Source organism: Sorangium sp. So ce1036 (assembly GCF_051369805.1).
Taxonomy (GTDB): Bacteria; Myxococcota_A; Polyangia; order Polyangiales; family Polyangiaceae; genus Sorangium; species Sorangium cellulosum_F.
The window spans coordinates 7,648,313-7,673,674 of sequence record NZ_JBBMOX010000001.1 but is presented as its reverse complement, the minus strand read 5'-3'; the positions used below and the strand labels follow the sequence as shown (position 1 = coordinate 7,673,674).

18 protein-coding genes are annotated in these 25,362 nt (G+C 73.4%); 12 read left to right on the top strand and 6 right to left on the bottom strand.

The window, feature by feature from the left end; translation table 11 throughout:
- Positions 1-88: 88 nt before the first annotated feature.
- From WMF31_RS28830 to WMF31_RS28815, 4 genes are all read left to right on the top strand, one after another.
- Entirely contained in the window at positions 89-1,183 is a 1,095-nt protein-coding gene (locus WMF31_RS28830; RefSeq protein WP_436605025.1) for a geranylgeranyl pyrophosphate synthase, read from the top strand.
- A gap of 93 nt (positions 1,184-1,276) precedes the next feature.
- Entirely contained in the window at positions 1,277-1,498 is a 222-nt protein-coding gene (locus WMF31_RS28825) for a Franean1_4349 family RiPP (protein ID WP_129346473.1), read from the top strand.
- Complete coding sequence (locus WMF31_RS28820) at positions 1,495-3,498, top strand: hypothetical protein (RefSeq protein WP_436605024.1); 2,004 nt, start codon at positions 1,495-1,497, stop codon at positions 3,496-3,498. Before WMF31_RS28825 ends, WMF31_RS28820 begins: the two co-directional genes overlap by 4 nt.
- On the top strand, positions 3,495-4,934 hold the full coding sequence (locus WMF31_RS28815) for an adenylate/guanylate cyclase domain-containing protein (RefSeq protein WP_436605023.1): 1,440 nt from the start codon (positions 3,495-3,497) through the stop codon (positions 4,932-4,934). Before WMF31_RS28820 ends, WMF31_RS28815 begins: the two co-directional genes overlap by 4 nt.
- Before the next feature lie 30 nt (positions 4,935-4,964).
- Here the strand turns inward: WMF31_RS28815 and WMF31_RS28810 are convergent, their stop codons facing one another.
- A complete protein-coding gene (locus WMF31_RS28810; RefSeq protein WP_436605022.1) occupies positions 4,965-6,674 on the bottom strand; it encodes an oxidoreductase in 1,710 nt (569 codons plus the stop codon).
- A gap of 885 nt (positions 6,675-7,559) precedes the next feature.
- Here WMF31_RS28810 and WMF31_RS28805 point away from each other — a divergent pair.
- Together WMF31_RS28805 and WMF31_RS28800 are read left to right on the top strand one after the other, a co-directional pair.
- Complete coding sequence (locus WMF31_RS28805; protein ID WP_436605021.1) at positions 7,560-7,931, top strand: response regulator; 372 nt, start codon at positions 7,560-7,562, stop codon at positions 7,929-7,931.
- 6 nt (positions 7,932-7,937) lie between these two features.
- The gene (locus WMF31_RS28800; RefSeq protein ID WP_436605020.1) at positions 7,938-8,291 is read left to right on the top strand and encodes a gamma-glutamylcyclotransferase family protein; all 354 of its coding nucleotides are present in this window, start codon (positions 7,938-7,940) and stop codon (positions 8,289-8,291) included.
- A gap of 25 nt (positions 8,292-8,316) precedes the next feature.
- Here WMF31_RS28800 and WMF31_RS28795 read toward each other — a convergent pair whose 3' ends face one another.
- The 4 genes from WMF31_RS28795 to WMF31_RS28780 form a co-directional block, all read right to left on the bottom strand.
- A complete protein-coding gene (locus tag WMF31_RS28795) occupies positions 8,317-11,037 on the bottom strand; it encodes a CheR family methyltransferase (RefSeq protein ID WP_436605019.1) in 2,721 nt (906 codons plus the stop codon).
- A gap of 283 nt (positions 11,038-11,320) precedes the next feature.
- Entirely contained in the window at positions 11,321-11,950 is a 630-nt protein-coding gene (locus WMF31_RS28790) for a hypothetical protein (protein ID WP_436605018.1), read from the bottom strand.
- A gap of 184 nt (positions 11,951-12,134) precedes the next feature.
- Positions 12,135-12,488, bottom strand: coding sequence for a hypothetical protein (locus tag WMF31_RS28785; RefSeq protein ID WP_436605017.1), 354 nt, complete (start codon positions 12,486-12,488; stop codon positions 12,135-12,137).
- Between the two features lie 460 nt (positions 12,489-12,948).
- Positions 12,949-13,680: a TetR/AcrR family transcriptional regulator gene (locus WMF31_RS28780; RefSeq protein WP_436605016.1), complete on the bottom strand. Its 732-nt coding sequence runs from the start codon at positions 13,678-13,680 to the stop codon at positions 12,949-12,951.
- Between the two features lie 148 nt (positions 13,681-13,828).
- Here WMF31_RS28780 and WMF31_RS28775 point away from each other — a divergent pair, with 148 nt between their 5' ends.
- Together WMF31_RS28775 and WMF31_RS28770 are read left to right on the top strand one after the other, a co-directional pair.
- A complete protein-coding gene (locus WMF31_RS28775; RefSeq protein ID WP_436605015.1) occupies positions 13,829-14,497 on the top strand; it encodes a UdgX family uracil-DNA binding protein in 669 nt (222 codons plus the stop codon).
- Between the two features lie 70 nt (positions 14,498-14,567).
- The gene (locus WMF31_RS28770; RefSeq protein WP_436605014.1) at positions 14,568-16,511 is read left to right on the top strand and encodes a potassium transporter Kup; all 1,944 of its coding nucleotides are present in this window, start codon (positions 14,568-14,570) and stop codon (positions 16,509-16,511) included.
- Positions 16,512-16,535: 24 nt separating this feature from the next.
- On the opposite strand, the gene WMF31_RS28765 is transcribed toward WMF31_RS28770, so the two are convergent.
- Positions 16,536-17,825, bottom strand: coding sequence for a citrate synthase family protein (locus WMF31_RS28765; RefSeq protein WP_436605013.1), 1,290 nt, complete (start codon positions 17,823-17,825; stop codon positions 16,536-16,538).
- Positions 17,826-18,021: 196 nt separating this feature from the next.
- Here WMF31_RS28765 and WMF31_RS28760 point away from each other — a divergent pair, with 196 nt between their 5' ends.
- The 4 genes from WMF31_RS28760 (at position 18,022) to WMF31_RS28745 (ending at position 25,346) form a co-directional block, all read left to right on the top strand.
- A complete protein-coding gene (locus WMF31_RS28760; RefSeq protein ID WP_436605012.1) occupies positions 18,022-19,167 on the top strand; it encodes a citrate synthase in 1,146 nt (381 codons plus the stop codon).
- A gap of 221 nt (positions 19,168-19,388) precedes the next feature.
- Positions 19,389-20,192 (top strand): recombinase A, encoded by an 804-nt coding sequence (locus WMF31_RS28755; RefSeq protein WP_436605011.1) that lies wholly within the window; start codon positions 19,389-19,391, stop codon positions 20,190-20,192.
- Positions 20,193-20,202: 10 nt separating this feature from the next.
- A complete protein-coding gene (locus WMF31_RS28750) occupies positions 20,203-22,080 on the top strand; it encodes a DinB/UmuC family translesion DNA polymerase (RefSeq protein WP_436605010.1) in 1,878 nt (625 codons plus the stop codon).
- On the top strand, positions 22,077-25,346 hold the full coding sequence (locus WMF31_RS28745) for an error-prone DNA polymerase (RefSeq protein WP_436605009.1): 3,270 nt from the start codon (positions 22,077-22,079) through the stop codon (positions 25,344-25,346). The genes WMF31_RS28750 and WMF31_RS28745 overlap by 4 nt, the downstream gene beginning before the upstream one ends.
- Positions 25,347-25,362 lie beyond the last annotated feature (16 nt).

Sequence of the window (25,362 nt, the reverse complement as noted above, 5' to 3'; positions counted from 1 at the left end):
CGGCAAAGTCGGTCGTGCCTCCCGCGCGGACGTCGCCGGTGTGATAGCGTCGCCCGAGGCGGCGCCGCCCGCGCTGGCCGGAGGCGAGATGAACGACGACGGCCGCGCACAAGGGGAGATCGCGGGCGCCGCGGAGGCGTCGCTCGAGGCCGAGGTGCTGCGGCGGCTCGGGTCGCTGCGAGGCCGGCTCGGGAGCGAGCTCGGCGCGCAGTTCGACGCGCTCGCCGCGCGCCTCAGGCTCTTCGAGGGCGAGCCGGGCGAGGGCTATTTCTCGCACCCGATGGCGCTCCCGGTGCTCCAGCTGCCGCTCTGGGTCGCGACGCGCTTCGCCGCGCCGCCGCCCGCCCCGGACGTCGGGTCGCGCGGCCTCCCGCCGCTCGCCGTGGATCTCGCCGAGGCGGCGGCGGTCGGGTACCTGCACGTCCGGGTCGAGGACGACCTCGTCGATGAAGGGATCGGCGAGCCCGGCGCGGCGGTGCTCCTGTCCGGAGCGCTGTTCGCTCGCCATCAGGCCGTGCTGGCCCGCTCGGTCGCCGGGGCAGGCGCGTTCTGGGCCCTCTTCGAGGAGGTCTGGCTCGGGTACGGCGAGGCGATGCTCCTCGAGCGGCGGCTGCACCGGGGCGAAGGCCCCGGCGACGCCGGCGCGTTCCGCCGGGTGCTCGCCCGCTCGCGCCCGCTCGTGCTCCCCGCGGCCGCGGCGCTGTTCGCGCTGTCGCAGACCGAGCACCTCGCCGCCCTCGAGGAGCTCGTCTCCTCCCTGAGCGCGGCGCACCAGCTGTTCGCGGACCTGCTGCACGCCGAGAAGGATCGCGCGCTCGGGAACACGACGTACGTGCTGCGCCGGCTCGGTACGCGGGCCGAGGCGCGGGATGAAGGGCAGGCCGAGGCGAGCGGACCTCTGCGCTCCGCGGGGCCCCGCCGCGACCCGGAGGAGGGGCGCGCCGCGGCGTCCGCCCTGCGCGCGCAGCTCTTCGCGCGCGGAGGCTTCGACGCCATCGTGGAGGAGGCGCGATGTGAGCTCGCTCGCGCGGAGGCCGCGGCCGGCGCGCTCGGGCTGCCGGAGGTAGCGCGCTTTTGCAAGCGGCGCGAGCGGTACATGGCCGAGATCCAGCGGCGGGTGTTCCTGGCCCTCTTCAGCGCGCTCGCCGGCAAGCCCGCCGCGAGCGCAGGCGCGCCACGCTGAGCCGCCGCGGGTGCACAAATACGCCATTCCTTCCACTTGCTAGCCGTTTGGAGGTCTCCTAGCCTCGCGAGCGGGAGAGAAAGCGAGGACGCCGTGGCATCGAAGAAAACAGAGGCAGAGCTCATCGGTCGCGCCGTTGTCGATTCGAGCTTTCGACAGCAGCTCCTCGCGGAGCCCGAGCGCACCATCGAGAGGGAAGGGTACGAGGTCGGTCCGGAGACGCTCCAGCGGATCCGGGACGCTGCGACCTCGACGCCCGAGGCGGTCGATGCGGCCATCGCGGCCGCGGCGCGCGACGGCGGAGTGGGTATGTGACGCTGTCGCCTGCCTCGGGGGCGACCGTCGCCTGGCCATGGCTGGGCAAGGACGACAGGCGGATCTGCGAGCGTTCCTGGGCAGCGCTGCTGGCCGCGGGGGCGCTCCGGAGCGGTGACGCGGCGTGGGGAGCGCCCGCGCTCTGCCGCGGCGTGGGCGGACCCGAGGGGCACCGCACCCCCTGGGCGAGCTGGGCCCTGCGGCTCTGCGAGCGCGCGCTCGCGCCTGCCGCGGCGGGGGACGCCGCCGTGGCGGTCGCCGTGGTGGCCGCCGGCGGCGTCGAGGGCGCTCCCGACGCGCTCGCGCGGGGCGCGCTCGCCGCGCGCCTGCTCGCGCCGCACGCGGACGAGGCGCGCGCGCGCCGCTGGCTCCTTTGCCTGGCCGAGCACGCGGAGGCCTCGTGGCCGCGCAATCCGGCGGCCGCGAGCGCCGGACCGGACGCGACGGCGGCGCGCCTCGCCTCCTGTGCCCGCGAGTCCGTCGCCCTCTGGACGGCGCCCGCGCTGCTCGCTGGCGACGATCTCGCGCCCGCTTCCCGCTTCGGAGAGGTGGTGGCCACGCCGATCTGGCTGCTCGACGGGCTCGTGCGCCTCTGGCTCGATCCGGCCGCGCCGGACCTCGCGGCGCCGACGCTCACGCCGCTCCTCGCGCTCTGGCTGGGCTGCGCGGATCTCGCTCCTCCGCTGCTCCGCGCGCTCTCGGGCGAGCGCGCGTCGCCCGTGCGTCGCCTCGAGATCTGCAGCCTGCTCGCGAGCCGCCCCTACCGGGCCGCGCTCGTCGCGCGCGTGCAGGACGCGCTCGCGTCGGCGCGCGCGGCCCTGGAGAGCTCCCCGCGATCGAGCCCGACCGCGCGCGGCCTGGCCGAGGCCGCGGCCGACTTCCTCGACGCGCTCGGCGAGCGCTTCCGGTTCTTCGAAGGGCTGATGTCGTTCCGCGATCTCCTCGGCGCCGGCGCGCCGCCCGGCGCGCGCCCGCAGCGCGGCCGGACGCCGGCCGACGCCGCGGGCGCGGATCTGCGCGCGGCGGTCGCGTTTCTCGTGGAGGCGTCGCCGTGGCAGGAATCGTGGGAGGTGCAGCGCTTCGGCGTGCTCGGGTCGCCCGAGGAGCCGGTCGGACAGTGGTTCGTCCGGGCGACGATCCTGATGGCGCTGCTCGAGATCGGGGCGATCGGGCGCGACGTCCGCGCCGAGGCCGCGGCGCTGCTCGACGAGATCCCGGCCGGAGAGCTCCGCTACTTCGGCGCGTTCCGCGAGCTCCCGCCGGACGCCGACGACCTCGCGATCATGCTCCAGCTCGTCGCCGCGACGGGCGCCGCGCGGGGGCGCGCGGAGACGTGGATCGAGGTCATGCTGGCCAACGTGGGCGACGACGGCATCGTCCCGACGTGGTTCTACCGCGGGCCCGCGGGGCCGACCACGCCGGGCGCGACGTGGGCCGGAGACGACTGCGCGGCGGTCCGGTTGAACCTGCTCGCGGGCCTCCTCTCGTTCGATGCGGGGCGGTTCGCCCGGATCATCGACGCGAACGCGCGGCGCGCGCTCGACGCCGTCTCGGCCGCCGGCGTCGAGGGGGCCGTCTTCTACGACGCCTCGTACACGGATCTCGCCTTCCTCCGCTTCGCGCGCCTCTACCGCGCGAGGGCAGCGGCCGCGCCGCGCGCGGCAGAGGTCGCCGTCGCCGAGTCCGCCGTCCTGTCGCGGATGCTCGGGTCGCAGCGGCTCGACGGCGGCTTCGGGACGCCCCTCCGCACCGCCGCGTGCCTCGAGGGCGCGGCGATGGTGCCGTCGCCCGAGCCGCTGCTCCTGGAGCGGGGGGCGCGTTACCTCGGTGAGCTCCAGCTCGTGGACGGCTCGTGGCCGGCCGAGCCGCTCTACCGGGTGCCGATGAAGGACGGGCGCGAGGGGCACCACCTGGGCAGGGCGCTCACGACCGCCCTGTGCGCGCGCGGGCTCGCCGCGGCCCTCTCGCGGCTCGGGATCGGAGGAGAGCGGCGCGCATGAGCATCGAGAAGTCGCCCGAGATCGTGCGGATCCTCCACGCGCAGGAGATGCGCGGCGAGCGGATCGTGAACCACATCCGGTTCGCGTTCGCGCTGCTCTCGGTCTACACGTTCGCGCACGTGTGGACGGTCAACACGCCGGCCGCCAACACGATCTTCGCGGTCCAGATCGGCGGGTACCTCGTCTACTCGCTCCTGCTCTACGCGTTCTTCCGCCTGCGCCCGGGCGCCTACGTCGGCTGGCTCAAGTACGTGAGCATCTTCGTCGATCTCGCGCTGCTCACGCTCACCGCGCTGGCGACGGCCAGGAATCACTCCGGCATCATCGAGTACTTCACGAGCTACCTGTCGACCGTCTACGTGCTCTGGAACCTGATGTCAGGCTTCCGCTACAGCCTGGCGGCGTGCCTGTACTCGGCGGGGCTGTCGGCCCTCTTCAACTCCGTCGTGCTCGCCGTGACCGTCTACACCGGCGCGGTCCCGATCAGCCCGGTGTCCGTCTACGGCCAGAACGCCATCAACCTCGCGGACCAGTGCCAGCAGGTCCTCTTCATCGCGCTCCCGGGCGTCGTCGCCGGCATCATCGCGCGCATGTCGCGCAACCTGATCCTCCGCGCCGAGGTGGAGTCGCTGGCGCGCGCCCGGCTCGAGCGCGAGAAGCAGGAGCTCGGCCGGTACCTCTCGAAGGATCTCGTCGACTTCGTCCTCTCCGATCCGCGGCGGCTCAAGCTCGGCGGCACGCGCCGGCACGTCTCGGTGATGTTCACCGACATCCGCAACTTCACCCCGCTCGCCGAGTCGGTCGAGCCGGAGGTCGTGGTCTCGTTCCTGAACGAGTACTTCACGGAGATGGTCGACATCGTGTTCCGCTACGGCGGCACGCTCGACAAGTACATCGGCGACGGCCTGATGGCGGTGTTCGGCGCGCCGCTCTCGGTCGAGGACGCGCCGAAGCGCGCCGTCATGGCGGCGATCGAGATGGTGCAGGCCCTCGAGCGCTTCAACCAGCGGCAGCACCTCGGCTGCGGCGAGATCAGGATGGGCGTCGGGATCGCCACCGGCACCGTCATCTCCGGCAACATCGGGTCGCTCCAGCGCATGGAGTACACCTGCATCGGAGATACGGTAAATACGGCGTCGCGCCTCGAGCAGGCCAACAAGGAGCTCGGCTCCAAGATCATCATCTGTCAGGCGACGTACGCGGCCGTCAACGACGCCATCCCGGCGCAGGCCACGGGCGCGGTCAGCATCCGGGGCAAGAACCGCCAGGTCCACCCCTACATCGTGGACCACGCCGACGTCTCGCCGGCGCGCCTCTCGGAGCTCCGGGAGCAACTCCTCCAGGCGCCCCGCCGCATGGAGTCGATGCCGCCGCGGCCTGACGCGCCGCGCGTGCCGGTCGTCTGGAGCGGCACGGATCGTGGCGAGGCCCAGTAGGCGGGCGCCCGCGCGATCACCCCGGGCGCGTCACGAGGGCGTCGCGCGGAAGCGGCGCACCCGCGCCGAGCCCGGGCCGCCGTCCTGGGTCGAGAGGCCGAGCGCCGTGCGCGCCGGCGCGTGCAGGCGCTGGAGCACGCGATCGAGCAGGCGGAGCGCGCCGTCGCTCATCTTCACGCCGCGCGGCGAGCGGTAGCCGAACGCGACGCCGTCCACCACCTTGTACGCGTTCTCCGTGGGCGAGGCGGGGCGCATCTCGACCACCAGCGCGCCGTCGCGCGTCTTCATGATGACCACGATCTCGCCCGGGCGCGCCGAGGCCTCGACGAAGGTCCACCCGCCGGAGGTCGCCTCCTTGATCCCGAGCTCGAGCACGCGCTGCAGATCCTGCCCGGCCGGCGCGAGCGTCGTCGCGCCCTCCACCCGGATCTCCCCGCCCGGCGGGACCACGCCGCTGCCGAGCGGCATGGCCGGCCGCCGCATCTCGCGGGGACCGGGGAACGACCACATGTCCGGCGTGATCTCCCCGCCCTCGCGGTACGCCATCTCGATGAGGCGGCTGCGCTCGCGGGAGAGCGCGTCCTCCGACCAGCCGAGGCAGGAGCGCATCATCAGCGTGAAGGGATCGAACCGGAGCTCGAACGACGCGGGCGCGCGCGTCATGAGGTCGTCCGGGAGGACGAGGCAGTGGAAGATGCGCACCTTGCAGGGCAGCTCGCGCGCGCGCTCGAGCGTGCGCCGGAACGTGATGGGGCCGTCGCCCGGCAAGCCGAGGAGGATGTCCACCTCGATGTCCGTGAAGGTCGAGAGCTCCTCGATGACCTTGGCGAACTTCGACTCCCGGAAGGGGCGCTGCGTGCCGTCGCCGGTGTCCTTGTTGAGCGGCGGCAGCCGCGCCTCGAGGTGCACGTGCGCGGCGCCGCGGAAGAACTCGAGGTGCTCGTCGTGCACGTGCTCCGGATCGATCGACGCCATCAGCGCCGCCTGCTTGAAGAAGCCGACCTGCCTCTCCGCGGCCACGAGGTTCCGGAACGCCTCGGCGTTCAGGTTGATCGGCGCGTCCACGATCTGCGCGCCCGGGGCGCCCGCGGCGCGGAGCGCCGAGAGCTCCTCGACGAGGTAGGCCTCCGAGAAGACGCCGGCGCCGGCGTTGCCCGTGGAGACCCGGCAGATGGGGCAGCTCATGGCGCCGCCGCGGCAGATCTCGAGCGGGACCGTGCGATCGGTCGCGAGCAGCTTCATCCGGATCGGCGAGGGGAGCTCGTCGGGCGGGACGTGCGGCGCGTCGCCCGTCGAGACCCAGCCGTCGGCGGAGGGGACATGCAGCCCCGGCACGGCGCGCAGCGCCTCGGGCGAGCGATTGCTCAGCCGGACGACGTTGCGGAACGTGAGCTCGTTGCCGTGCACGAGGGCGCTGATGCACGCGGTGGCGTCGCGCCAGGGCGCGAGCGCGAACATCGCGGGGCGCGCCAGGGGGCCGGTGAGGATGATCGTGCGCTCCGGCCGGTTGCGTTGCAGGTGGCGAGCCACCTCGACGAACGTGGGGAAGGACCAGACGTGCGCGGCGAGGCCGATCACGTCGGCGTCCACGGTCTCGACCTCGGCGATCCACGCGTCGATATCCCTCGTCTGCGCATCGATCACGTGGATCGGCACGCCGGCGAGCTCGGGATCGGCGAGCAGGGAAGCTTCGACACGACGGATTCCATGGCTGAACGGCGCTCCCCCACCGTCCGGCATGGTTGGCTCCATCGCGAGTAGCGCGACGCGGCGTTCGCCAGGCATCCATGGGAGTCTACCAGGGTGTCTCGCCTGTCGGGGAGTCCGTTCGTGCTCTCTGCCGGCGCGTACTTGCTGCTCGCCCGGCTTGCATCCGGAGCGCAGCCGGGCTTCCATGCCGTCCGGGGCGGGATGATGGGGACAGCGGGACGTACCGCGCTGGCGGAAGTCGGCGGTGCGCCCGGCTGCGTGCTCCACGGCCCCCTCGACGTGGCGCGTCGCGGCCATGGCCGCGGAGCTCACGGATCCCACGGCCCCCTCGACGTGGCGCGTCGCGGCCATGGCCGCGGAGCTCACGGATCCATCCGTCCGGACGGGTCGCGCCGCGTCTCTCGTCGAGATGCCCGGGCTGCCGTCGAGCGAGCGGGCGCATCCTCCGCGCGACGCGTGCCCAGGACGTGACGGACAGGGGCGTGCCGCCCGTGCTGCGCTGCGCTGCGCCGGTGGTACGATCGACACTTCTAGGGAGCGGCGGCGGATGATCCGCCGCGCGAGGTTCACCTCGGCCGGGCGCAGATCTGCCCGAGAGCGGCTTCGCCCGGGCGCTCCCCTGCTGTACCATCGGCGTCGACACCGACGCCCGAGCACCGGATGCGTATGTCCCAACCCTCCTTGCTGGAGCTGCCCTGCCCGAGCTCCGTCGTCCCCGTGCAGATCCAGGGCTTCAGCGCCGGTGCTCGAGGTATGTACGGGCCTCGAACCCAGCGCGGCGCCGACCGCCGCAGAGCGACCTTCATGTGCCCCCTTCCTCGCAGATCGAGCCTGGTCAAGCGGACCCCGAGCAGGGATTCAGGGCTTTCCCTGTTTCGCCGTGACGTCAGCCTTTCGCATAGTGATTGATGCACCGTGCCTGCCACTCCCTTGAAGAGGATCCTCGTTGTCGATGATGATCCGGATATTCGAGAGACCCTCGCCGAGCTCTTGCAAGAGGAGGGGTACGCCGTCGCCTCTGCGGCCCATGGCGCCGAGGCCCTGAGCGCGCTCCGGACCGACCCGAGGCCCGGGCTCATCCTGCTCGACCTCATGATGCCCATCATGGATGGCTGGCAGTTCAGGGCGGAGCAGAAGAAAGACCCGGAGCTCGCGTCGATCCCGGTGGTGATCATCTCGGCGACCGGCCGCGACGAGCTCGTGTCCTCGCTCGGCGCGGCGCAGTTCCTCAAGAAGCCGATCAACCTCGAACAGCTGCTCGCCGCCGTCGAGCAGCACTGCAGGTGACGGCCCGTGGTGCTCTTCGTCTATGGCACGCTGATGCGCGGCGAGCGCGCGCATGAGCTGCTCGGGCGCGCGCGCTGCCTCGGGCTCGCCCGCACGGCCCCCCTGTTCGAGCTCGCCGACCTGGGCGCCTACCCGGCGCTCGTGCGCGGGGGCTCGACCGCGGTGGCCGGCGAGCTCTACGAGCCTGACTGGGAGACGCTCGCCTCGCTCGATATCTACGAAGGCTGCCCCGACCTGTTCCGGCGCGAGTCGATCGAGCTCGACGGGGGCGGGCGCTGCGAGGCGTACCTGATGCCGCCGGGCCAGGCGATGCGATTGCCCCGGATCGCATCGGGGGACTGGAGATCGCGGGGAGGATGAGCGGGTCGCGGGGAGGATGAGCGGGTCAAGCGGGGCCGGTGCGGCGGGCTGGCCGCAGCCCTGACGGCGAGCCATCGTCCCTCTCGGCGCCCGTCCTGTCCTCGATCACGAGCAGCAACGCGGGGAGATCGCCCGCGTCGTTCCCGGTGATCCGAGAGGGGCGTACCCGCATGACGTGGAGGCGCCCCCCGCGCTCCTCGACCTGCCGCTCGGTGGTGCTCATCGTGCCGATGACCTCGGCGACGACCGGCGCCAGGTCGACGCCGCTCCTCGGCTTCACCTCGAGGATGGACCTGCCCACGTCGCTCGCGCTGAGGCCGAGCAGCCTGTCGGCGGCGCCGGTGGTGCGGCGGATCCGCAGGTCCGCGCTGAGCATGAGTATCGGGACACTGAGGCTGCTCAGCAGGTTGCGCAAATCGTCATTGGCCAGCCCCAGCGCGATATTGGTGCTCTGGAGCTCCTCGTTGACGGTGGTCAGCTCCTCGTTCGTCGACCGGAGCTCCTCCCTCGCGGACTCGAGCGCATCGTTGGTCCTCCGGAGCTCGTCATTGCTCGCGAGGAGCTCCTCGTTCGCGCACAGGAGCTCCTCGTTCGTCGCCTCGATCTCCTCGATGATCGACAGGAGGTATTCCCTGGTGAGCACGAGCTCCCTGCGGAGCTGGACGACCTCCAGCTCTCTCGACGCGTCGCCCTGGCTCGGGGCGCCGCCCGGCGGATCGAGCCTGGTCGCGCCGGACTCGGTGAAGATGACGAGGAAGCAGCGCCCGCGCGGGAGCCGCACCTTGAGCGGCCACACCTCGACGTCGACGAGCCGGAGCTTCTCTCCGTGCCGGACCTTGATCTGCTCCAGGCGCGCCACCGTGCCCGAGCGCATCGACGCGTCGACGGCGACGCGGAGCCCGGGCACGAGCCCCTCACGGGCCATCCTGAAGAGATGCAGGCTGGCGTCGCCCGGCGCCGGCTCGAGATAAGGCCCTGTCTTGCCCCGGAACTGGAGGATCTGCATCTCCTCGTCGATCACCACGCCCGCGGGGGCGTAGCGCGCCATGACGATGGCGTCGGCCTCGGCGCGCACCCGGTCCATGATCGGCCCGTCGCCGGCGCCCGGCGCCTCCGCGGCGGCCGCGGGAGCGCTCGGGAGCGCGGGCGCGGTGGGGCCGGGGGAGCTCTCGGCCTCGGGCATGGCGCGCTTGCAGAAGATCCTGTGGGCCCGGTCCACGACACCGAACAGATCGGGCGTCGCGCCGACGCTCTCGGACGAGCCGAGGAGCAAGAAGCCGGTGGGCTTGAGGCCCTGGTGGAAGGTCTGCAGCACCCGGCGCTGCAGGCTCGGCTCCAGGTAGATCATCAGGTTGCGGCAGCTGATGAGGTCGAGCTTCGAGAGGGGCGGGTCGGACGCGGCGTTGTGGCGCGAGAAGACGCACAGGTCGCGGATCGATTGGTGGACCTGGAACCCGCCTTGCACCCTGACGAAGAAGCGGCGCAGCCGGCCGGGCGAGACGTCGAGCGAGATGCTGTCGATGTAGATCCCCGCCCGCGCCCGCTGGATGGCGCCCTCGCTCAGATCGGTGCCGAAGATCTGGATGGCACGATCGCCGGCGTCGGCCTCGAGGAACTCGAGCAGCGCGATCGCGATGGAGTAGACCTCCTCGCCCGTCGAGCACCCCGGCACCCAGATGCGGACAGGGCAGTCCTGGGGTCTCTTGTGCATGAGCACCGGGAACACGTGGGTCTTCAGCGCGGCGAAGGCGTCCGGATCACGGAAGAACGCGGTGACCCTGATCAGGAGGTCCTGATAAAGCTCCTCGAGCTCGGCCGGCTGCGCGCGCAGGTAGTCGAGGTACTCCTGCAGCGTGGTGAGCCTGTGGAGCATCATGCGCCGCTGGATGCGGCGCTTCAGGGTGCTCTTTTTATAATGGCTGAAGTCCACGCCCACCGTGGCCTGGAGCAGCCTGAAGAGCTTGCCGAGCTCGGAGTCGACCCCGAAGGACGCGCCGTGCGTGAGCCACGGGGCGAGCGCGTATCCGGGGCGGCCCATCCTCGCGAGCTCCGCCGCGATCTCCTCGACGCTCAGGGTGAAGTCGACGCCCCCGGTGGAGACGGCGCTCCGCGGGAGCGCAGGCCGCTCGGCGCCGCGCGGATCCTCGGCGAAGGTGACCCCGCCCTCCGCCTTCACGTCCTTCAGCCCGAGCGCGCCGTCGCTCCCGGAGCCGGAGAGCACGACGCCGACCGCGTTGGGCCCGAGCTCCCGCGCGAGCGAGCGCAGGAACACATCCGCAGCGCTGCTCGGCCCACCCTGGTCGCGCGGCGTGAGCTCGACGCTTCCGTTGGCCAGCGTCGCCTGGGCGTCTCGGGGGAGGACCTGAACGTGACCAGGCACGAGCCTCGCGCCCGCGCGAAGCTCGGTGACCGGCAGCGGACTGCACTGCGCCGCAAGCTCGAGGACGGGAGGGTCCCCGGCCTCTGCGTCGTAGATCAGCACGAGGGAGATGCGTGTGTCGCGGCTCGGCAGGCGCCGGAGGAGCTCGGCGAGCGCGCCCCGCCCGCCGACCGAGGCGACCACGCAGACGACCGGAAACCGCACATCGCTCGCGGGGCGTGCCTCGCTCGTCGCGGCGGGCTCGCCGGTATCCAGGAGCGGGTCGAGCGCGCGCCCCGGCGCTGCCAGCCCGCCAGATCGGTGCGCGGCATCGCTCTGGCCAGGTGCCCTGAATTGCGTCCGGCGTGACTTCTTCTGTTCGGGCATGGTGGCTTGAACGGTTGAGCGCTCTCTCAGGGGCCGCGCGGCCGCGGGGGACCTGACGAACGCGAAGCTACGGTTGCGATATGCGCTCGGTCAACGGGCCTGTCATCGTCTGGAACCGTCATCGTCCGGAACCGTCATCGTCTGGCATCGTCGGGTTGGACGTGGACGTCCGCTGGTATCGTCGGGTTGGATGTGGACGTCCGCGCCCGGGGCCCCAGCCATCTTCTCGTGACGCCGGGAGGCCGCGAGGGGCAGCGCGCGGAGCGGCATATCGACGGTCATCTCAGCTCGAGCGCTCCAGGTGCTTGAGGAGTCGTTCGAGCTCCTCCAGCGTGTGTGCAGACTGGTCGGAGACCGCACGGGCGGAATCCACGAGTTTGCGTAGCATCTTCTCGTCCAGCGCTCCGCTGGGCTGGAGCCTGATCAGCGTCTCCAGCGCGGCATCGTGGCGCGCTCGGGCGGCGCGCGCCGCGGCCAGCGCGCGGCGCAGACGCGTGCGCGGGGGCTCCTGGCTCTCTGCCCTGGGCCACCTGCTCGCGGTCGGATCGCCCTGCGCCTCCTCGGCGGGCGCCTCGCGGGCCGGGCGCAGCGCGGGCGCCCTGTCCGCCCGCGCCGGTCGGGCCACGCCGCTCGCCGGGGCGCGCGCTGGCTCCCCGCGCCCGTCACCGTCGTCTAGACGGAGGCTGATCTCCCGCTCTGCGCCGGCCTCCGCGCCGGCCTCCCATCGTGCTTCGTCGACGATCTGCTTCGTCGCATCATTGACGAGAAATACCTGATCGGCGTCGTGGAATCGGTCTGCCCGCAAGGTCAGCAGCGCGGCGCGCGCCGCCCCGAGCGAGCGGATGTGCTTCATGAGCGCGAGCCGCCGGCCCCGGAAACGAACGTAGATGCTGTAGCTGGTCTGGGGCGCCATCTGCACGGCCTCGCGGGAACGACCACGTCATGCTGTGTCCGGCGTCCCTTTTGATAGCAGCTTTCAGGGGCAATCCGCCACGGCGCTGCGCCGGACAAGCAAGGCCCCGGCCCTATTATGTTCCCACGCGTTTCTCTTCCCATGGTCGCTGCGAACGGGCGCTCTTCGGCGCGGCGGTCCGGACTCACGCCTCGGGGACCGCCGTCAGCAGCACCAGTCTCCCGGCGGTGCGCTCGGCCGCTCTGCACGCCGTGCGTACGAGCTGCCACTGCGCTTTCAAGAGCTCCGCCATCAGCGACCCGTCCTGGCAAAGCGCCTTGCAGAGGGACGCCTCGGCGTCGTCGCCGAAGGAGAGCACGCGGACCGCGATGGCGAGCGCGAAGTCCCGGGTCAGCCGGGCTCGCAGGTCGACGTCCGGCGTCCAGACATGGAGCGCGTGCGCGGAGAGGGCGAGCTCTATCCTGTCCTCAATCGATGTTCCGGCGCCGGTGCACCACTGGATCGACTGGCAGGTCTGCCGGAGCAGCTCCTGGATCAATCGCCTATCGTAAGCTGATGGTGTGCTCACACAGCCCTCCTCGACCGTCCCCGGTCCCGCGGAGGACCGCCCGGAGGGCGCCCGTCACCGGCCCGAGCGCACGATCGTCGAGCTGGCGCATGTCTGGACAACCCTGGATGCTCACCCGAGAGACCGTGCCCTCCGGGTTGCTCGATGGGGTGTCTCCCCAGCTCCCCGATTCACCCCCCCGTCGCTGTCCCCTGCAGTCGGATCCCCCACAGATTATTACCTCGGCAGGAGCCTGACCGACCGCTGGGACGATGAGGAATCCGGCGTCAGGTGTTGCCTGTACAACATCCTGGGCTGCTCGCCGCCGGGGTCGCAATGCGTTCAGGCAGAACCTTACAGCGCCGCGCGTCCCGGTCCCTGCATCGCCGCTCGTCGCCAGGGGCTTGACGCGCCGCCAAGGACGGCTTGTTGCCGCGTGCGCGCGGGGGGCTCAGGTCGCCTTGATCTTGGACCGCCGGCGCTCGCCGCTCGGTCTCGCGGCGGGAGGCGAGGCGGCGACCGGCGCCGTGCCCCGCGGCGCCGGATGGGTGACCGATAGGTCAGTCACGGCGCGCACCTCCGGGGCGAGCAGCCCGTGCATGAAGAGCTGGAGCGCCTGCGAGCACCAGGCCGCGATGTCCGGCCGCGACGGCGAGTCGATGAGCTTGCGCACCAGCCGATCGAAGGCGCCGGAGATGAGCGCGGCGATGACGCTGGGATCGAGATCGCGCCGGTAGAGGCCGGCGTCGATCGCACGCCGGACGCGGCTCTCCACCTGGCGGGCGACGCGCTGCGCGAACTCGTCGATCAGGTAGGCGTAAGGGGCCCCGCCGCCGCCTGCCAGCATCATCTTGAGGAGCGCCCGGTTCTGCCAGCAGAACTCGATCACCTCGATGTCGTGGGCGAGGAGCCGCTGGAGGTAGTCGCTGATCGACGCTGGCTCGTCCTCGAGGATCAGCGGGGGCGGCTCGACGCACCCCGCGAGCCGCGCCACGAAGGTCTCGACGATCTGCTTGAAGCAGTCTTCCTTGCTCCGGAAGTGCAGGTAGAACGCGCCCTTGGAGACGCCGGCGCGCTCGGTGATCTCCTCGACCTTCGCCGCGGCGAGGCCGCGCTCCGTGAAGGCAGCCTCGGCGGCGCGGAGCAACTCGATCCTGGCGCGGCGATCAGCGAGGCGGGGCATTTCTGACTGTCCGGTCAACGTCCGGAACAGGGCCACTATGGGAAGGTCGCGCGGGTCCGTCAAGACGGCTGGGCCGCCCTTGGCGCGACGCACCGCGTCCGACCGCCGCGCCGATCCCGGTGGCACGAGCGCTGCTCCCCGGGGAGCCATGACGATCGTGACGAGACGAAAGGCGGCGGAGCACAGCGCCGGCGATGGCGGAGAGACGGCGGCGGCGCTCATCCCCAGCGGCCCGTCCCTGCAGAGCCTGCGCGAGGCCGCCGCGGGCTGCAGGGCGTGCCCGCTCTGGGAGCGGGGGACGCAGACGGTGTTCGGCGAGGGCTCAGCGCGGTCGAGCGTGCTGCTCGTCGGGGAGCAGCCGGGCGACATGGAGGACCGCGCCGGCAAGCCGTTCGTGGGCCCGGCGGGGCAGCTGCTCGATCGCGCGCTCGAGGCGGCGGGCATCGATCGGAGCCGGGCGTACGTCACCAACGTGGTCAAGCACTTCAAGTGGGAGCCGCGCGGCAAGCGTCGCATCCACCAGAGGCCCGACGCGCGCGAGATCCGGGCCTGCCTCCCCTGGCTCGCGGCGGAGATCGCGGTGGTGCGACCCGAGGTCGTCGTGTGCCTCGGCGCGACCGCGGCGCAGGCGCTGCTCGGCAGCTCGTTCCGGGTCACGCGTGAGCGCGGCCGGATCGTCGCCTCGCCGCTCGCGCCGCGCACGCTCGCGACCGTGCATCCGGCGTCCATCCTCCGCGTCCCGGACGAGGCCGCCAGGCGAGCCGAGCTCTCCCGCTTCATCGCGGATCTCTCCGCGGCGGCGCGGGCGCTCGGCTGATGCAGCACCACCCGACGCCGCGCGCCGCCTCGCCGCGGCGGGGGCTCGCGATGAAGTAGGATGCGCGCCGATGAGCACGAGCCCACCACCGATCCCGGGCGCAGCTCGCCCGGCGCCGCCCCCGCAGGCCGGGAGCGCTCACGGCGCGAGCCCCAAGAAGGTGTGGCCGCTGATGCTCGCGGCGCTCGGGGTCGTCTACGGCGACATCGGGACGAGCCCCCTTTACGCGATGAAGGAGTGCTTCAGCCCGAGCAGCCCGCACCGCGTCGCGCCGACGCCCGACAACGTGCTGGGCGTGCTGTCGCTGATGTTCTGGTCGCTGATGATGGTGGTGACCGTCAAGTACCTGACGTTCATCACGCGGGCCGACAACGAGGGGGCGGGCGGCATCCTCGCGCTCCTCGCGCTCGTCCCGAGCGGCGAGCGCAAGGGCGACGGCCGTGGCCTCCTGGTGCTCCTCGTCCTCGTCGGGGCCTCGCTCCTGTACGGCGACGGCGTGATCACGCCGGCGATCTCGGTCCTGTCGGCCGTGGAGGGCCTCGAGGTCGCGACGTCGACGCTGAGGCCGGCCGTCGTCCCGATCACCTGCGCCGTGCTGCTGGCGGTGTTCCTCGTGCAGAAGCGCGGCACGGCGGGGGTAGGGAAGATCTTCGGGCCCGTGACGCTCGTGTGGTTCCTCGCGCTCACGCTGCTCGGGGCCAAGGAGATCCTCCACCACCCCGGCGTGCTCCAGGCCGTCTCGCCGGCCCACGCGGTGAGCTTCTTCGCCGAGAACCAGGGGCACGGCTTCCTGATCCTCGGCGCGGTCGTCCTCTGCATCACGGGCGGCGAGGCGCTCTACGCCGACATGGGCCATTTCGGGCGCACGCCCATCAAGTACACCTGGTACGCGATCGTCTGGCCGGGGCTGCTCATCAACTATTTCGGCCAGGGGGCCAGGCTCCTCGAGGACCCCGCCAGCGCGTCGAGCCCGTTCTACGCGCTGGTCCCCTCCTGGGCGCTCTACCCGACGGTGGCGATCGCGACCGCGGCGACCGTGGTGGCGTCCCAGGCGCTCATCTCCGGGGCCTTCTCGCTGACGCAGCAGGCGGTCCAGCTCGGGTATTTCCCGCGCGTCACGATCGTCCACACCTCGAAGGAGGAGGCGGGGCAGATCTACGTCCCCGAGGTGAACCGCGGGCTTCTGGTCGCGTGCATCCTGCTGGTGCTCACCTTCCAGACCTCGAGCGCGCTCGCGGCCGCCTACGGCATCGCCGTCACGGGGACGATGGGGATCACGACGATCGTCTATTACGTGGTCACCCGGGAGACATGGGGCTGGCCGGCCTGGAGGTCGCTCCCCCTGGCCGGGCTCTTCCTGACGGTCGATCTCGCGTTCTTCGCGGCGAACAGCGCCAAGCTCTTCCACGGGGGCTGGGTGCCCATCGTCATGGGCGCGGCCACCTTCACCGTGATGACGACGTGGAAGACCGGGCGCAGGTACCTCGCGGAGGCGATCAAGTCGGCGATCCTGCCGCTCGACCTGTTCCTCGAGGACGTGAAGCGCATGAGGCCGCACCGGGTGCGCGGGACGGCGGTCTTCATGGCGTCGAACCCGGAGGGCACGCCGCCGATCCTGCTGCACCACGTGAAGCACAACCAGGCGCTGCACGAGCAGGTGGTGCTCCTCTCGATCCAGGTGCTCAAGGTGCCGGAGGTGCCGCCCGAGCGGCGCGTGACCGTGATCCCGAGGGGCGAGGGGATCTACCGGGTCACGGCGTGTTACGGCTTCATGCAGACGCCGAACGCCCCGTCGGCGCTCGAGGCGTGCGCGCGGCACGGGCTCCACATCGATCTCGGGAGGACGAGCTACTACCTCGGCAGGGAGACGCTGCTGACGACGGGGCGCTCGAAGATGTCCCGGTGGCGGAAGGCGCTGTTCGCGTTCATCTCGCGGAACGCGCGCCCGGCGACGGCGTATTTCGGGCTCCCGCCGAACCGGGTGGTCGAGCTCGGCATGCAGGTCGATCTCTGAGGGCCGCACCACCCCGCGCGGAGGTCAGGGGCCGGTGTACCGGGCCCGCGGCCGCAGCATGTAGCCCGCCTCGCGCTGCTCGAACGCGTGGGCGATCCACCCCGCGGCGCGCCCGACCGCGAACATCGCCGCCGCCGAGCCGGCCGGCAGGCCGAGCGCGGCCGCGATCGCGACGAGGCCCATGTCGAGCGACGGCGGATCGAGGCCGGCGTCGCGCAGCGCGTCGACGAGCGCGAGCACCGTGCGCAGCGCCGCGCTGTGCGGCGCGAGCCCGCGCGCCGTGTCGAGCAGCGCCCGCGCGCGCGGATCGCCCTCCGGGTAGAGCCGGTGCCCGAAGCCGGCGATGGGCTCGCCGCGGCGCAGGCGCTCGTGGACCGCGGCCGCCGCGCGCTCGGGCCGGCCCGCCTCCGCGACCAGCGCCTCCACCCGGTCGGTGACGCCGCCGTGCCTCGGGCCGGAGAGCGCCGCGAGCCCCGCGCTGACGCAGGCGTAGAGGTCGGCCCCGGTGGAGGCGGCCACCCGGACCGCGAACGTCGAGGCGTTCAGCTCGTGATCGGCCGAGACCAGGAGCGCCCGGTTCACGGCGCGCTCGGCCTTCTTCGAGGGGTTCGCGCCCAGCGCGACGAGCAGGCGCTGCGCCGTGCCCTCGGCCTCCAGGGCGGCGGTCGCCCTGCGCGCGTCCCGGCCCAGGCCGACGAGCGCCGCCATCGCCCGCACGAGGGCGCGCGCCCGCGCGCGCTCGGCGTCGCTCGTGGGGATGCGCCCGTCGCCCGAGGGCGCCCCCACGTGGCGGGTCATGTCGTGCGCGCCGAGCGCGGGCACCGCGAGCGCGAGCGCGGTGAACGGCGGCGCGCCCTCGGGCAGGAGCGCCGCGAGCTTCGCCGGGCGGACGCTCAGCCGGGCGGGCCGGGGGGCCGGCGCGCCCGCCGCGGGCAGCTCCCCGGTCCACAGGAGCTCGGCGACCGCGTCGAAGGGCACGTCCGCGAGCGCCAGCGCGACCGCCTCGTTGCCCCGGTAGACGGGCCCGCGCGGGCCGATCGCGGTGAGCGCCGACTCGAGCACCGGCTCGCCCCACCGGAGCGCCTCGGCCGCGACCGGGCCGTGGCCGGCGCGCGCGTCGTGCCGCGCCTTGAGCCGCTCGATGTCCGCCCTGAGGTAGAGCCGCGCGCGGCCCTTCCCGCCGGGCACCCCGCGGAGCATGCCCCGGCTCGCGTACGCATAGAGCGTCTCCCGCTTCACGCCGAGCAGCTCCGCCGCCTCGGCGCCGGTCACGTAGGCCGAGCGCCGCTGCTCCGAGGCAGGTAGATCAACCATGAGAGCTCCATCAACCGTAGATCAACCACGCCCCGCGATCCATGCGCGGCGCGCCCGTCGTCGCGGCCGCCGCCGCCGTCCCGGCGCCCCGGGCCATCGAGGCGCCTCGAGGGCGATGGTACATGATTGATTGTACAATCAAGGTTGATCAATGTTTCATCCGGCCCAATCCTTCGCTCCATCGGAGGTGGTTCGCATGGGGAACGTGGCGGCGCCGCTCGCGAGCGGCCTGGAGGGCGTGGTGGTGGCGGAGACGCGGCTCTCGGAGGTGGACGGAGCGCGAGGGAGGCTCATCCTCGCGGGCCATGACGTCGAGGCGCTCGCCGGCGGCGGCGGGGTGACCTTCGAGGAGGTGTGCGGGCTGCTCTGGGGCGGCGCGCTGCCCGCGCCGGCGGAGCGGGAGGCGCTCCGGGCGGCGATCGCCGAGGGGCGGACGCGGGCGTTCGCGCTCCTCGGGCGGCTCGGCGACGCGCTCGGGGCGCGCGACGGCATGGACGCGCTGCGCGCCGCGGTCGCGCACCTCGAGGGCGACGCCCCGCCGGCGGCGATCGCCGGGGCGGTCGCGACGTTCGCGGCGGCGTGGGCGCGGCGCGCGGCGGGCGAGGCGCCGGTCGCGCCCGATCCGGCGCTCCGGCTCTCGGCCGACTACCTGCGGATGGCGCGGGGGGGCGCGGCGAGCGAGGCGGAGGCGCGCGAGCTCGACGCGTACCTCGTGACGGTCTCGGATCACGGCATGAACGCGTCGACCTTCGCCGCGCGCGTCGTCACCTCGACGGGCTCGGACGCGATCTCGGCGGTGGTCGCGGCGATCGGCGCGCTCAAGGGGCCGCTCCACGGCGGCGCGCCGGGGCCGGTCCTCGACATGCTGGACGCGATCGAGGCCGCGGGCCCCCGCGGCGCGGAGGCCGCGGGCCGCGCCGAGCGCTGGCTCCAGGCAGAGCTCGCGGCGGGGCGGCGGATCATGGGCATGGGGCACCGGATCTACCGAGTGAGGGATCCGCGGGCGGCGGTGCTCGAGCGGGCGATCGAGCGGCTCGCGCGGACGGCCGGCGGGGCGCGCGGCGCCCGGCTCGCGCTGGCGCGCGCGGTCGAGCGCGCGGCGGAGGCGGCGCTCCGCGCGCGGTACCCGGATCGCCCGCTGCGCGCGAACGTCGAGTTCTACACGGCGGTGCTGCTCGACGCGCTCGGGCTGCCGCGCGCCCTGTTCTCGCCGACGTTCGCGGTGGGCAGGGTCGCCGGGTGGTGCGCGCACATCGACGAGCAGCGGCGCGCCGGGCGGCTCATCCGGCCGAGCTCCCGCTACGTCGGCGGCGCGCCCGGCGCCGCGGCCCCGGCCGGCTGAGCCCGGCGTCGCCCTGCGCCGATCAGGGGGCGCGGCACCGCCCTGACCAGGGCCCCAGGGCGCGGCATTCCCGTGAGTCGGACGTCCGTGTCATCCTCGTCGATCTGAAATCGCCGACCCGGTGATCCCGCCATCCCGGAGGGCAAAAGAAGAACGCACCGGGCGCAGGTAGGACGTTGTTCGTCCATCGAAGTTGGCAGCTTCGCGGGGGTACTGGTACCATGTTCAGTATGTCGCCCGTCGCCCTTGCCGCTCCTCTCGCCCGGGACCTCCTGCGCCATACCCTTCCCGAGTTCGAAGCGCGCGCCAAGACGCTCCCACTCGGCTTGCAGGAAATCAACGACGCCCTTCCGGAAGGGGGGCTGCCGCGCGGCGGCGTGGTCGAGCTCGCCGCGCCGCGGGGGCTGGGGCGCTCCACCTCGATCGCCCTCTCCGCGTGCGCGGCGGCGCAGGCGGAGGCGCGGCTGCGCGGGACGAGCGCGACGTCGGGGGCATGGTGCGCGTGGATCGATCCGAGCGGCTCGCTCTTCGCGCCGGCGGTCGCGCGCGCGGGGGTGGATCTGAGCCGGCTGCTCGTGGTGCGCCCCCCTCCGGAGATGCTCGCGAAGGTCGCGATCCGGATGGCGCTGAGCCGGGCGTTCTCCGTGCTCGTCGTCGACGTGGCCGGGGTCCCGGGCGCCTTCGGCCAGGCCGGGGGGAAGGGGGAGCACCGCGGGCCTCCGGTGGGGCGCCGCGAGGAGGACCTCGCGCGCTGGGTCAACGTGGTGCGCAAGCTCGCCCTGGCGATCGAGGGGAGCGACGCGGCGATCCTGCTCCTCACCGACCGTCAGGCGGCGCGGCCGATGCCCCTGCCGGTGGCGATGCGGCTGGAGCTGGAGCAGGTCGCCGAGGGGCGGCTCATGGTCCGCGTCGCCAAGGACCGCCGGGGGCGCGTGACCTCGCCGACCCCGGTGGTGCTCGGGCGGCGATCGAGGGCGGAGCGGGCGGCGGGCAGCGAGCCGCGGCCGGCGCTGTCGCGGGCGTGAGGAGGAGGCGATGGCGATGAGGCGCATCGTGGCGATCGTGCTCCCGCAGCTCGCGTGCGAGCTGGTGAAGCAGCGTGGACCGGTGTCTCCGAGCGGGAAGGCGCCGCTCGCGGTGATCCTCGGGGGCGACGACGAGCGCTGGGCGACGGCCGCCGGGCGGCCCGAGCGCGAGCCGCCGGCGCCGGCCGCGGTGATCGACGTGGTCGACGACGAGGCGAGGCGGTACGGGGTGCGGCCGGGGCAGAAGGTCGTCGAGGCGGCGGCGCTGGTCGCGCACCTGGCGATCCACCGGGTGACGTTCGCCGAGATCGACGCGGCGCTCGGCCGGGTCGCCGAGGTGGCGCTCGGCCTCGGGGCTACGGCGTCGATCCAGCTCGGCGAGCAGGGCGCCCCGTCGCGCGCCGGCGGGGCGCGCCCGGGGGCGCAGCGGGCGAGCCGCGCCGCGGAGCGCGCCTCCTCGGGCGCCGCGGCGCGGAGCCCCTGGGGCGACGGGCCTTACGACACGGTGTGGCTCGACATCACCGGGGCGTCGCACCTCGTCGGGGGCGAGGAGGCGCTGCTCGACGAGCTCTGCGAGCGCGTGGCGGCGCTCGGCCACAGGGCGCGGCTCGCGATCGCCGACGGGCCGCGGCTCGCGCAGGCGCTCGCGCGCTTCGGCGCGCACGCGGCGGACGGCGGGCGAGGGGCCGAGGCCTCGATCGCGCCGCCGGGCAAGGGGGCCGAGGCGCTCGGGCCGCTGCCGGTGCAGGCGCTCCCGGTCGAGCGCGAGGTGGCGAGCTTCCTCGTGCGGCTCGGCGTCCTCCGCGTCGAGGATCTCGCGCGGCTGCCGCGGGCGCAGGTGGCGGCGCGGCTGGGCCCCCGGACGAGCGAGGTGATGGAGCTGCTCGCCGGCCGCGATCCCGTGCCGCTCCTGCCGTTCGAGGTGCCCCGGCTGATCGAGGAGGAGGTGCTCTTCGACGAGCCGATCGAGAGCGCCGAGTCGCTCCTGTTCGTGCTGCGCGGGATGACGTCGCGGATCGCGTCGCGGCTCGCCGCGCGCGGCGAGGCGTGCGGGCGGCTCAACGTCGCGATCGCCTACGATCGATCGATCGCGCGGCTCCGCCAGGGCGAGCGCGAGGGCGACGGCTCCGCGGAGCCCTCGCCGGAAGAAGAGGAGCGCGGCCCGTCGCTGCGCTTCCACGTCGACATGCCGGTGCCGCTCTCGGACGCGGGCGATCTGCTCCGCCCCCTCAAGGCGAAGCTCGAGCGGATCGAGCTCGCGGCGCCCGCGGTGGGGGTCCACCTCATCGCGTCCCGCATCACGCGCGCCCGCCGGGTGCAGCTCGATCTGTCGCGCGACCGCTCGGCCGATCCCGACAGCCTCCCGGCCCTCCTGGCCGAGCTCTCGGCCGAGATCGGCGCGGAGCGGGTGGGCGTCCTGGAGATCGCCGACGCGCACCGCCCCGAGGCGCGCTCGCGGCTCGCGCCGGCCGCGGACGAGGCGGCCGCGCGGGGGGCGCCGCGCGCGCGCGGCGCGGAGCCGGGCGCGGCGATCCCGGACGGGGGCGAGGCGCCGGCGCTGGAGCCGGCGCGGCTCATCGCGCAGCCGATCCCGCTCGGCCGCGTGGGGCGCGGGACGATCGTGGCGATCGATCGGCACCTCTACGCGATCGAGCGGCTATCCTTCGTCATGCGGCTCGACGCGGTGGAGTGGTGGACGCCCACGCCGGCCTCGCGCGACTACGCGCGCGCCTGGCTGGTCTCGGGCTCTCCCTCCGGCAGGGCGGTCCAGGCGCGGCCCGGCGAGCTGCGACCTCGAGACGGCGCGAGCGCGAGCTCGTGCGGCGAGGCGTGGATCTACGTCGACCGCGCGACGGGCGAGGCGTTCCTGCAGGGGTGGTGCGAGTGAGCGCGGGCGCCCCGGTCCCGTTCGCGGAGCTCTGCGGCCGCTCCTGCTTCTCTTTCCTCGAGGGCGCCTCGCACCCCGAGGAGGTCGTGCACCGCGCCAAGGAGCTCGGCCTCGAGGGGCTCGCGCTCTGCGATCGCGACGGGATCTACGGCAGCGTCCGCGCGCACACCGCGGCGAAGAAGGTCGAGCAGCGGGTGATCGTCGGGGCCGAGCTGACGATCGGCGCGCCGCGCGCGGGCTCGGGGCAGCGCGCCGAGCCCGCGCCGGGGGCCCAGCCCTCGGTGGTCCTCCTGGTCGAGGACGGCGAGGGATACGCGAACCTCTGCCGCCTGCTCACGATCGCGCACGCCGACTGCGAGAAGGGGGCGGCGAGCCTCTCGGCGGAGGCGATCGCGGCGGCGCCGCGGGGGCTCACCGCGATCGTTCCGCTCGATCCCCTCGCGCCCGCGGGCGCGTCGAGCGCGCTGATGAGCACGCTGCGCGACGCGTTCGGCGAGCGCGCGCTCGCCGCGACGTGGAAGCACCTCGATCGCCTCGACGGCGAGCGCGTCGCGGCGGCCCTCGCGGCGGAGCGGCGCTACGGCCCCTGCGTGGTGGCGACCGCGCGCCCGCTCTACCATCACCCGTCGCGCAAGCCGCTCGCCGACGTGCTCACCTGCATCCGGACCAAGACGACGCTCGATCAGGCCGGGACGCGGATCACGCCGAACGCGGAGGCGTACGTGCGCTCGGGCGCGCAGATGGCGGCGCTGTTCCGCGACCACCCGGCCTGGATCGCGCGGACCGTGGAGATCGCGTCCCGCTGCCGCTTCTCGCTGTCGGATCTCCGCTACAGTTTCCCGAGCGACGCCCTCTGCATGCCCGGGGAGACCTCGGATCAGGCGCTGCGCCGCCTCACCGAGGAGGGCTGCCGCGACCGTTACCCCGAGGGGACGCCGCCCGGGGTGCGCGCGCAGATCGAGAAGGAGCTCGCCCTCATCGCGAAGCTCGGCGTGGCGCCCTACTTCCTGAGCGTGCAGCAGGTCGTGAAAATCGCGCGCGCGCGGCAGATCCTCTGCCAGGGCCGCGGGAGCGCGGCGAACAGCGCGGTGTGCTTCGCGCTCGGCGTGACGGCGGTGGACCCGGCCCGGTCCAACCTGCTCTTCGAGCGCTTCCTGTCGGAGGAGCGCAACGAGCCCCCGGACATCGACGTCGACTTCGAGCACGAGCGCCGGGAGGAGGTGATCCAGGCGATCTACGACATGTACGGGCGCGACCGGGCGGCGATGGTCTCGGAGGTCATCGCGTACCGCGGCAAGAGCGCGCTCCGCGAGGTGGGCAAGGCGTTCGGCTTCTCGCCGGATCAGGTCGACCGGCTGAGCGGCCTCGTGCTCCACCACGAGGCGGACATCACCGAGAAGCGGGTGAGCGAGGCCGGCCTCGATCCGGACGACGTGCGCGTCCGGCAGGCCGTCCTGATGGCGAGCGCGCTGGAGGGCTTCCCGCGCCACCTCTCGATCCACGTCGGCGGCTTCGTGCTGTCGTCGGAGCCGCTCCACAAGGTGGCGCCGGTCGAGCCGGCCCGGATGGAGGGCCGCACGGTGATCCCGTGGGACAAGGACGACCTCGACGATCTCGGCTTCTTCAAGATCGACGTCCTGGCCCTCGGCATGCTGACGGCGATCCGCAAGGCGCTCGCGCTGATCCACGCGGACGGGTACGCCGCGCTCTCGGGGGCGCAGGCCCGCGCGGAGCCGGCGCAACGAGGCGCCGCCCCCGCGGGGGCAATGGGCCATGCGGCGCGGGACGCCGCGTTCGATCCGATCGCGGCGCTCGCGCGGATCCCGCCGGAGGATCCGGCCGTCTACGAGGCGATCTGCCGGGCCGACACGGTCGGCGTGTTCCAGATCGAGAGCCGCGCGCAGATGGCAATGCTCCCGCGGCTCAGGCCGAGCAAGTTCTACGATCTGGTGATCGAGGTGGCGATCGTGCGCCCCGGGCCCATCCAGGGCGGGATGGTGCACCCCTACCTGCGCCGGCGGACGGGGCAGGAGCCGCCGGTGTCCCCGCACCCGTGCCTGGATCCCATCCTGGAGCGCACGCTCGGCGTGCCGCTCTTCCAGGAGCAGGTGATGCAGATCGCGATGGTCGGCGCGGGCTACACGCCGGGCGAGGCCGATCAGCTGCGCCGTGACATGGCGGCGTGGAAGAAGCACGGGCGCCTGGAGCGGCACCGCGGGCGGCTCATCCAGGGCTTCGCGGAGCGGGGCATCCCGGCCAGGTTCGGGGAGATGCTCTACCAGCAGATCCAGGGCTTCGGGGAGTACGGCTTCCCCGAGTCGCACGCGGCGAGCTTTGCGCTGCTCGTCTACGCGTCGGCCTGGCTCAAGGTCCACCACCAGGCGGCGTTCACCTGCGCGCTGCTCAACGCGCAGCCGATGGGGTTCTATAGCCCGTCGGCGCTGGTGCAGGACGCGCAGCGCCACGGCGTGGAGGTGCGGCCGGTGTGCGTGGTGCACAGCGCGTGGGACTCGACCCTCGAGCCCGGCGCCGATCCCTCGGCGGGCGCGGCGATTCGGCTCGGGATGCGCCTCGTGAAGGGGCTCGGGGAGGCGGCCGCGGCGGCGCTCGTCGCGGCGCGGGAGGAGGCGCCGTTCACGAGCCTGCCGGAACTCGTGCGCCGCGTGGCGCTGAAGAAGAACGAGGTGGAGGCGCTGGCCGAGGCGGGCGCGCTCGCCGCGCTGGTGCCCGCGCGGCGGGAGGCCCTGTGGCGGGCGCGCGCGCCCCGCGTGGAGGGCCTGTTCGACGGCGTGCCCATCGAGAAGGACAGGGACGTGGGGCTCCCCCCGCTCAGGCCGCTGGAGCAGCTCGCGCTGGACTACGGCCGGGTGGGCCTGTCGCTGCACGATCACCCGATGCGGCACCTGCGGCCGGCGCTCAAGCGGCGGCGCGGGGGCGGGCGCGTGCGCACCGCGGAGGAGATCAAGGCGTCGCGCAACGGGGAGCGCGTGCGGGTCGCCGGGATGGTCGTCGGCCGCCAGCGGCCGGCCACGGCGAGCGGCGTGACGTTCATGACGCTCGAGGACGAGACCGGCGTGGTCAACGTCATCGTCCAGAGGCAGGTCTTCGCGGATCACGAGCAGGTGGCGCGGCACGCCGCGCTCCTGCTCGTGACCGGGCAGGTGGAGCGGCAAGGCGAGGTGATCCACGTGGTCGCGCGCGAGCTCGATCGGCTGGAGCTCCCGGACGGCCACGAGGTGTCGCTCAAGTCGCGCGACTATCACTGAAGGCGCGCGCAGCGGG

Coding starts and splice junctions, on each gene's coding strand:
- WMF31_RS28765 (WP_436605013.1), bottom strand. CDS start 17,825: ATGGTTGATCTACCTGCCTCGGAGCAGCGGCGCTCGGCCTACGTGACC.
- WMF31_RS28755 (WP_436605011.1), top strand. CDS start 19,389: ATGTTCAGTATGTCGCCCGTCGCCCTTGCCGCTCCTCTCGCCCGGGAC.
- WMF31_RS28795 (WP_436605019.1), bottom strand. CDS start 11,037: ATGCCCGAACAGAAGAAGTCACGCCGGACGCAATTCAGGGCACCTGGC.
- WMF31_RS28815 (WP_436605023.1), top strand. CDS start 3,495: ATGAGCATCGAGAAGTCGCCCGAGATCGTGCGGATCCTCCACGCGCAG.
- WMF31_RS28810 (WP_436605022.1), bottom strand. CDS start 6,674: ATGCCGGACGGTGGGGGAGCGCCGTTCAGCCATGGAATCCGTCGTGTC.
- WMF31_RS28775 (WP_436605015.1), top strand. CDS start 13,829: ATGACGATCGTGACGAGACGAAAGGCGGCGGAGCACAGCGCCGGCGAT.
- WMF31_RS28770 (WP_436605014.1), top strand. CDS start 14,568: ATGAGCACGAGCCCACCACCGATCCCGGGCGCAGCTCGCCCGGCGCCG.
- WMF31_RS28830 (WP_436605025.1), top strand. CDS start 89: ATGAACGACGACGGCCGCGCACAAGGGGAGATCGCGGGCGCCGCGGAG.
- WMF31_RS28750 (WP_436605010.1), top strand. CDS start 20,203: ATGGCGATGAGGCGCATCGTGGCGATCGTGCTCCCGCAGCTCGCGTGC.
- WMF31_RS28760 (WP_436605012.1), top strand. CDS start 18,022: ATGGGGAACGTGGCGGCGCCGCTCGCGAGCGGCCTGGAGGGCGTGGTG.
- WMF31_RS28780 (WP_436605016.1), bottom strand. CDS start 13,680: ATGCCCCGCCTCGCTGATCGCCGCGCCAGGATCGAGTTGCTCCGCGCC.
- WMF31_RS28790 (WP_436605018.1), bottom strand. CDS start 11,950: ATGGCGCCCCAGACCAGCTACAGCATCTACGTTCGTTTCCGGGGCCGG.